The organism is Streptomyces capparidis (assembly GCF_054782095.1).
Genome location: NZ_BAAGTD010000074.1, coordinates 20,548 through 28,037 on the forward strand (window position 1 = coordinate 20,548; position 7,490 = coordinate 28,037).

At 80.7% G+C, this 7,490-nt stretch carries 7 protein-coding genes and 1 pseudogene; all 8 read right to left on the reverse strand.

Annotated features, from left to right (window positions below; genetic code table 11):
• Positions 1–16: 16 nt before the first annotated feature.
• A complete protein-coding gene (locus tag ACYVO2_RS34745; protein ID WP_461012096.1) occupies positions 17–1,042 on the reverse strand; it encodes a glycosyltransferase family 9 protein in 1,026 nt (341 codons plus the stop codon).
• A complete protein-coding gene (locus tag ACYVO2_RS34750) occupies positions 1,039–2,469 on the reverse strand; it encodes a PfkB family carbohydrate kinase (protein ID WP_461012097.1) in 1,431 nt (476 codons plus the stop codon). Before ACYVO2_RS34750 ends, ACYVO2_RS34745 begins: the two co-directional genes overlap by 4 nt.
• The gene (locus ACYVO2_RS34755) at positions 2,466–3,116 is read right to left on the reverse strand and encodes a D-sedoheptulose-7-phosphate isomerase (RefSeq protein WP_461012098.1); all 651 of its coding nucleotides are present in this window, start codon (positions 3,114–3,116) and stop codon (positions 2,466–2,468) included. Before ACYVO2_RS34755 ends, ACYVO2_RS34750 begins: the two co-directional genes overlap by 4 nt.
• Before the next feature lie 38 nt (positions 3,117–3,154).
• Complete coding sequence (locus tag ACYVO2_RS34760) at positions 3,155–4,417, reverse strand: glycosyltransferase (protein ID WP_461012099.1); 1,263 nt, start codon at positions 4,415–4,417, stop codon at positions 3,155–3,157.
• On the reverse strand, positions 4,414–5,376 hold the full coding sequence (locus tag ACYVO2_RS34765; RefSeq protein WP_461012100.1) for a glycosyltransferase: 963 nt from the start codon (positions 5,374–5,376) through the stop codon (positions 4,414–4,416). Before ACYVO2_RS34765 ends, ACYVO2_RS34760 begins: the two co-directional genes overlap by 4 nt.
• Complete coding sequence (locus ACYVO2_RS34770) at positions 5,373–6,422, reverse strand: glycosyltransferase family 9 protein (protein WP_461012101.1); 1,050 nt, start codon at positions 6,420–6,422, stop codon at positions 5,373–5,375. The genes ACYVO2_RS34765 and ACYVO2_RS34770 overlap by 4 nt, the downstream gene beginning before the upstream one ends.
• Positions 6,419–7,069 (reverse strand): D-glycero-alpha-D-manno-heptose-1,7-bisphosphate 7-phosphatase, encoded by a 651-nt coding sequence (locus ACYVO2_RS34775; RefSeq protein ID WP_461012102.1) that lies wholly within the window; start codon positions 7,067–7,069, stop codon positions 6,419–6,421. Before ACYVO2_RS34775 ends, ACYVO2_RS34770 begins: the two co-directional genes overlap by 4 nt.
• A 102-nt stretch (positions 7,070–7,171) precedes the next feature.
• Positions 7,172–7,490 (reverse strand): annotated as a pseudogene (locus ACYVO2_RS34780) (transferase); the annotation flags it as partial.

Consider the following 7,490-nt stretch of genomic DNA (forward strand, 5'->3'; position numbering starts at 1 on the left):
GGGGGAGGGCGGGGTGTCAGGGGAGTGCGGGGGCCAGGGCGGGCTCCCGGCCGGGGCGCGGCGCGGGGGGCGGGGGCGCGGGCAGGGCGGCGAGCGCGTCCAGGACCTCGCCCGGGGTGATGCGCAGCAGCCGCTCGTCGGGGACGGGGCCGTGGGCGTCGCCGGGCCGCGGGCGGTCGTCGCCGGGGTCGGGGTGCCACAGGACGCGGTGCCGCGCCGCGGGCGGCGGGCCCCACAGCGAGGGGGCGACGGGGCCGAACAGCACCACGGACGGCGTGCCGAGCGCGGTGGCCAGGTGGGCGAGCCCGGTGTCGCCGGACACGACGGCGCGGGCGGCGGCGACGAGCGCGGCCAGCTCGCCGAACGGCAGGTCGCGCCCGCCGCCGAGGACGCCGCCGCGGGGCAGCCCGGCGAGCTCGGCGACCCGGTGCGCGAGCGGCCCCTCCCCCGCGCCCGCGGTGAGCACCACCCGCTGCCCGCGGCCGTGCAGGGCGCGGGCGACGGCGGCGAACCGCTCGGCGGGCCAGCGGCGGGCGCCCGCGTCGGCGCCGGGGTGCAGCACGACGGCGCCGGGGGCGGGCGAGGCCGCGGGCGGGGCGGGCAGGCGCAGGTCGTCCGGGTCGGCGTCGGCGCCGTACCAGTTGACCAGGCGGCACCAACGGTCGCGTTCGTGCTCGTCGTCCCGCCAGGCGGGTCCGGGCGCGCCGGGGCGGGTGTAGGCCAGCAGGGCGGCGGGGCGCAGGGCGAGCAGCGGCAGGCGGCTGGCCGGGCCGTTGCCGTGCAGGTCCACGGCGACGCGCGGCGGCGGCCCGGTCCACGGCAGCTCGGCGGGGACGGCGCGGCCCGGGGCGGCGGCGGGCAGCAGCCGGTCCACGGCGCCGGTGGCGGCGGCGGCCTCGGCGAGCCGGGCCGGGGCGGCGAGGACGATCTCGTGGCCGGGGAAGCGGCGGCGCAGGCCGCGCAGCGCGGGCACGGCGGTGAGCAGGTCGCCGAGCCCGAGGGCGCGCAGCACCAGCAGGCGCGGGGTGTCGTGGGCGGTCATCCGGCCACCTCCGCCGCCGGGGGCGCGACCGCCCGCTGGGCCCGTGCGGCGCGCCGGGCCAGGTCGGTGGTGGAGCGGCCGTCCAGGTAGGGCAGAACCAGGGCCTGCCCGCCCCAGGAGGCGAGGGCCGCGGCCTCGGGCAGGGCGTCGGCGGTGTAGTCGCCGCCCTTGACCCACACGTGGGGGCGCAGCCCGCGCAGCACCCGCTCGGGGGTGTCCTCGTCGAAGACGGCGACGGCGTCCACGCAGCCGAGCCCGGTCAGCACCCGCGCCCGGTCCGCGGCCGGGACCAGGGGCCGCCCCGGGCCCTTGAGCCGGGTGACGGAGGCGTCCGAGTTCAGGCACACGATCAGGCAGTCCCCGACCCGGCGGGCGGACTCCAGCAGGCCCACGTGCCCGGCGTGCAGCAGGTCGAAGCAGCCGCCGGTGGCCACCACGGTGCCGCCGCGGGCGCGCACCGCCCCGGCGAGCGCGAACGGGTCGCGGCGGGGCCCCCCGGTGCCCGGCCCGGCGGCGTCGGGCGCGTCGGGCGCGTAGTCACCGCGGGCGACGAAGGCGGTGGCGGCGGCCACGGCCCGCTGCACGGCCTCCTCGGGCAGCGCCCCGTCGGCGAGGGCGCAGGCCGCGGCGGCGGCGAAGCAGTCCCCCGCGCCGCACGGGTCGCCGTCGCAGGTGTGCGGGGCGGGCAGCAGCATGGGCCCCGCGGTGCCCCGGCTGAGCAGGGCGCCGCGCCCGGCGAGGGTGACGGCGACGGCGACGGCCCGCCAGTGCCGGGTCAGGGCGGCGGCGCGGGCGGCGTGGGCGCGCATGCCGTCGCCGCCGGGCAGGGGCCCGTCCGGGCCGGTGAGCGCCGCGGCGAAGTGCTCGGCCTCGGCGGCGTTGGGGGTGACCAGGCGGGCGCCGGGCACCGGGGGGCCGCCGCGGGGGTGCGGGTCCCAGGTGAGGGGGCCGCGCCGGGCGGCGGCGGCCAACCGGGGGCGCAGCGCCTCGGCGACGCCGCCGCCGTAGTCGGCGACCAGCACCGCCTCGGCGTCCCGGAGCGCGGCGAGCGCCTCCCGGCCCGGCGCGCCGGGGGTGCCGCCGCCGCGGTCCACGCGCACCAGGGGCCGGCCGCCGGCGCGCACCCGGGTCTTGACCGGGACGGTGCCGGCGAGCGGGAACGCGGCGAGCCGCACCCGCCCCTCGAGGCGGGCGCGCAGCTCGCGGTCGGCCTCGCCGTCGCCGAGCGCGGTGACCAGCACCACGTCGCGGCCGCCGCGGGCGGCCAGGCAGGCGGCGAGCGCGGCGCCGCCGGGGCGGGCGCGCTCGCCCGCGGCCTCGACCACGGGGGCGGGGGCGTCGGGGGCGAGGCGGGTGGCCTCGCCGTCGATGTCGCGGTCCAGCAGGGCGTCGCCGACCACGACCAGGGGGCGGTCGCTGCCGTTCATGCGTGCTCCGTGAGGGATCGGACGGTGAGGACGGGGGCGCACGGCACGGCGAGCGCCGCGTCGAACGCCTCGCACACCAGGTGCAGCGCCACCAGGTGGGCCTCCTGCACGGTGGCGGTGGGCACCGGGCCGCCGCCGGAGGCGTCCACGCACAGCGCGTCGTCGGCGTGCGCGGCCAGCGGGTTGGGGCGCGGCCCGGTCATGGCCCACACGGTCAGCCCGGTGGCGCGGGCGGTCTCGGCCGCGCGCAGCAGGTTGCGGCTGCGGCCCGAGGTGGACATCAGCAGCAGCACGTCGCCGGGGCGGCCGTGCGCGGCGACCTGGCGGGCGTAGGTCTCGTCGAAGCCGTAGTCGTTGCCTATGGCCGTCAGGCTGGAGGTCTCCGCGTGCAGGGAGATCGCCGAGTAGGCGGGCCGGTCGGGCCCGTAGCGGCCGACGAGCTCGGCGGTCAGGTGCTGCGCCTGCGCGGCGCTGCCGCCGTTGCCCGCCGCCAGCAGCCGCCCGCCCAGGGGCAGCAGCCCGGCCAGGGCCTCGCCCCAGCGGGTGAGGCGCGGCAGTTGGCGCGCCCGCATCCGGGCCAGGGCCGCCTCCAGGGCCCGGCAGTGGTCCTCGGCCCGCTTCAGGGTGGATCCGTCCGGCGTGCTCACGTCTCGCTCACCGCCTCCTCGCTCGCGTCCTCCCCGCCTCACGCCGCCCCCGCCCCGGTCGCCGTCACCGGCGCCGCCCGCCGCCGGGCCGCCTGCGGCAGCGCCCGGGTGCGCAGGGCCTCGGCGTAGACGGCCTCGGTGGCCGCGGCCACCCGGTCCCAGCCGTACCTGGCCCGCACCCGGCGCCGCCCGGCCGCGCCGTACCGCTCGCGCAGCGCGGGGTCGGCGAGCAGGGCGTTCACCGCCGCGGCCAGCGCCTCGTGGTCCCCTGCGGGGAACAGCCGCCCGGTGACGCCGTCGGCGACGGTGTCCAGGTGCCCGCCGACGGCGCTGGCCACCACCGGCACCCCGCAGGCCATGGCCTCCAGCGGCACGATGCCGAACGGCTCGTACCGCGGCGGGCACAGCACCACGTCGACGCTGCGCAGCAGGGCGGGCATGCGCTCGGGCGCCACCCCGCCGAGGAGGGCCACCCGGTCGCCGACCCCGGCGTCGGCGGCGAGCTTGGTCAGCCGCCTGGCCTCCGGGTCGTCGTCCAGCCCGCCGGCCGGGGGGCCGCCGGCGACGACCAGCTCGGCGTCGGGGATCCGGGTGAGCGCGGCGATGGCCACGTCCGCGCCCTTGCGGGGCACCAGGCGGCCCACCTGGAGCAGCCGGGGCCGCTCGTCGCGGGGCGCCGCGGGCCCGTGCGGGGTGAACCGGCCGGTGTCCACCCCGCACGGCACGATCCGGGTGTGCACCGACGGCAGGCCCATGGCGCGCAGCTCGCGGACCTCGTCGCGGCAGGTGGCGATGATCCGGGCGACCGCGCGGCCGACCGCGGTCTCGGCGGCGACGCGGCGCGGCGGGCTGGTGTCGGCGCCGCCCTGGTGGCGCCGCTTGACGGTGCCCAGCGCGTGGTAGGTCTGCACCACCGGCACGCCGAGGTCGCGGGCGCCGCGCAGGGCCGCCAGGCCGGACATCCAGAAGTGGGCGTGCACCACGTCGGGGGGGTCGTGGAGCCACTGCCGCGCCAGGTGCTCGCCGAAGGCGTTCATGTGCGGCAGCAGCGCGTCCTTGGGCAGGTCCCGGGGCGGTCCCGCGGGCACGTGGTGGACGGTGACGCCGGGGCGCAGCCGCACGTCACGGGGCAGATCGGGCGCGTCCGCGCGGGTGTGCACGGTCACCTGGTGGCCGCGGTCGGCCAGGGCCGACGCGAGCGCCGCGACGTGCACGTTCTGTCCGCCCGCGTCCACTCCGCCCAGGACGGCGAGGGGGCTGGCGTGCTCGGACACCAGGGAGATCTTCAGCGGCGTCTTCACCGGGTCACCTCTTCGATCAGGCGGTTCCAGTCGGCCAGGAACCGCTTCAGTCCGTAGCGCTCCAGCGCGGCGCGGCGGGCGCGCAGCCCGTCGGCGGCCGCCGCGCCGGGGTCCGCCAGGTAGCGGCGGACGGCCTCGGCGAGTTCGTCGGGCCCGGTGGAGACCACGCCCGCGCCCTCGGGCACGGCCCGCGCCGCCTCGGTGGTGGCCAGCGCCACGACGGGCATGCCCAGGTGCATGGCCTCCAGCAGGGACAGGCCGAGCGAGGTCCAGCGGACCGGGTGCAGGTACACGCGGCGCTCGGCGAGCGCGGTGTGCAGGGCCGCCTGCGGCAGGTCGGCCGTGCGGCAGCGCTCCGGCGGCAGGCCCAGGTGCGCGGCCAGGCCCTCGGTGCCCATGCCGAACACGTCCAGCGGGGCGGCGCGGGCGAGCCGCGGCAGCAGGTCGGTGCCGGTGGTGCGGCCGCGGCGCACCGGCTCGTTGACGACGACGGCGGCGCGCTCCAGCCGCCCGGTGTACCGGTGGCCGGGATCGACGACGCCGTGCTCGATCACCTCGGCGCGGGTGCGGCCGCTGTCCCAGAACAGCCGGTTGAAGTGGGTGACGTGGACGAGCACCAGGTCGTCGCGGTCCGCCGCGGGGTGGCGGGTGTCCGGGACGGCGCCGTGGGGCGCGTTGTGCTCCAGCCAGACCGCGGGCACCTCCCGCCCGGGGCGGCGGCCCAGCCACCTCTGGGCGAGCTCCTCCTCGTGCGGGCGTTGCAGGACCACCAGGTCCACGGGGGCGTCGCGCAGTTGCTCGGGGGTGAGTTCGCGCACCGACTCCGGCCAGTCCCAGGTGCGGGCGCGGCCGAGCCCGTCCGGGCCCCGGTCGGGGGTGACCGGGACCAGGTAGGTGTGCGGTCCCTGGACGAACGCGGTGGTCCAGGAGCCGTGGACGTGCCACAGCAGGATGTTCACGCGGTCACCTCTCGTCGTGGGGTCCTGGTGCGGGGGCGGCCGGGCGCGGAGGCGGTCAGCGACGCCACGGCGGCGGTGATCTCCTCGTCGGTGACCGAGTCCAGGCAGGGGTGCCCCGGCACCGGGCACACCCGCGCCCCGCTGCCCGCGCACGGGGCGTCCTGCCTGCCCAGCAGGGCGTGCGGCACGCCGTGGGGGCGCCACCGCTCGGCCGGGACGACGGGCGCGAACAGGCACACCACCGGCGTGCCCACGGCGGCGGCCAGGTGCGCGGGCCCGGTGTTTCCGGCGACGACGGCGCTCGCGCGGGCCAGCACCCCGGACAGGGCGGCCAGGTCGGTGCGCCCGCCCAGGTCCACCGCGTGCCCGCCCGCGACGCGCGCGGTCAGGGCGCGCTCGCCGGGGCCGCCGGTGACCACGACGCGGTGCCCGGCGGCGGCCAGCGCCCGCACGGCGGAGGCGGCCCGCGCCGGCCCCGGGGCGCGCGCGGGGACCTGCGCGCCGGGGTGGACGACCACGTAGGGCTCGTCGCCGGTCAGCGGGCGCACGTCCGGGGGCGGCAGCACGGCCAGGCCGCCGTCGTCGCCGGGCGGGAGGGCGAACCCGGCGGCGACGGCGAGATCGAGCGCGGCCTCGGCCTCGTGGCGGCCGGGGCGGCGGCGGTGCCGCAGGTCGAGCAGGGACCCGGGGTAGTGCTCGCTGTCGGCGGCGATCCGGCCGACCCCGGCCAGGCGCAGCAGCAGCGCCGCGGGCAGCGGGCTCTGGTGGTGGGAGGCGAGGACCAGCGCGTGCCGGAACCTGCGGGCGGCCAGGGTGCCCACCAGGTCCCACACGTCGGCCTCGCGCAGCGGCGGCGGCTCGAACCCGACCCAGGGGGCGTCCCACACCAGGACCTCCGCCACGCCGGGCAGCAGGTGCCCGGCCGCCGCGCCCTGGGGGCCGCACAGCAGGGTGACGCGGGCCCCGGAGGCGGCCACGGCGCGCACCGCGGGGCCGGCGAGCAGCACGTCGCCGGCGCTGTCCAGTCGTACGACCAACGCCCTCATCGGCCGCGCCCCACCGGCGCGTGCGCCCCTTGCCGCGGGGCCGCGCCCAGCAGCAGCCGCACCGCCTCGGCCAGGTCGCGGGCGACCTCGCCGGCCGCGGCGACCTCCTCGGGGCGGGTGACGGGCGTGGGCACCAGGACGCCGCGGGCGCCCGCGGCGCGGGCCGCGGCCACGTCGGCGCCGATGTCGCCGACCACGGCCACCCGGCGCGGGTCCGCGCCCAGGCGGCGGGCCCCGGCCAGCACCAGGCCGGGGGCGGGCTTGCGGCAGTCGCAGCCGTCGCGCGGGCCGTGCGGGCACACCGCCCACACGGCGAAGGGGCCGAGCAGCTCCTCGACCCGCTCCTCCACGGCCGCGACCCGCTCCCGGGTGAGCAGGCCGCGGGCCACCCCGGACTGGTTGCTGACCACGCCGACGGGGATGCCGCGCCCGCGCAGCGCGTCCAGGGCGGCGCGGGCGTGCGGCGCGGGGGTGACGCGGCGGGGGTCGCCGTTGTACGGGACGTCCTCCACGAGGGTGCCGTCGCGGTCGAACAGCACGGCCTGCACCGGGCCCGCGGGCAGCGGGCCCGGTGGCCGCGAGCGGATCCACATCGGGGGCGTCGGCGGCCCGGTGTCGGCCCGGGTCGCCTCGGCTGCGTTCACCATCGTCGGTCGCGCTCCCATCACGTTCCCTCGCGTGTCGCTCACTCGCTTCTGCGGTCCTTGCTGCGGTGCCCGCGGCGGTGGCCGCGGGACGCGGCGGGCCGGTCAGGGCACCGGGCTCGCGGTCCGCTCCCGCAGCCGGACGGTGCGGATCGTCAGCAGCGGGCGGGTGCGCCACGGCCGGGCGCGGCGGTGCGCCAGCAGGCCGCGGGCGACGTGCCACACGGCGGCGGGCGGGATGGCCGCGCTGGTCAGGGCCATGGTGGTGATCTCCTCGCGGGTGCGCGGGCCCGGCCGCACCCGCGCCCAGGTGAACTCGGCGGTGCCGGCGAGCCACAGGCCGGCGCAGACGGCCGCGGCGGCGGTGCGCCGGGCCGCGGCGCAGGCCAGCGCGCCCGCCGCGGCGGCGGTGACCGCCAGGTGC

What these genes read in the sequence shown, in the direction of transcription:
- ACYVO2_RS34745 (WP_461012096.1), bottom strand. Translation starts at nt 1,042, where the DNA reads ATGACCGCCCACGACACCCCGCGCCTGCTGGTGCTGCGCGCCCTCGGG.
- ACYVO2_RS34770 (WP_461012101.1), bottom strand. Translation starts at nt 6,422, where the DNA reads ATGAGGGCGTTGGTCGTACGACTGGACAGCGCCGGCGACGTGCTGCTC.
- ACYVO2_RS34775 (WP_461012102.1), bottom strand. Translation starts at nt 7,069, where the DNA reads ATGGTGAACGCAGCCGAGGCGACCCGGGCCGACACCGGGCCGCCGACG.
- ACYVO2_RS34750 (WP_461012097.1), bottom strand. Translation starts at nt 2,469, where the DNA reads ATGAACGGCAGCGACCGCCCCCTGGTCGTGGTCGGCGACGCCCTGCTG.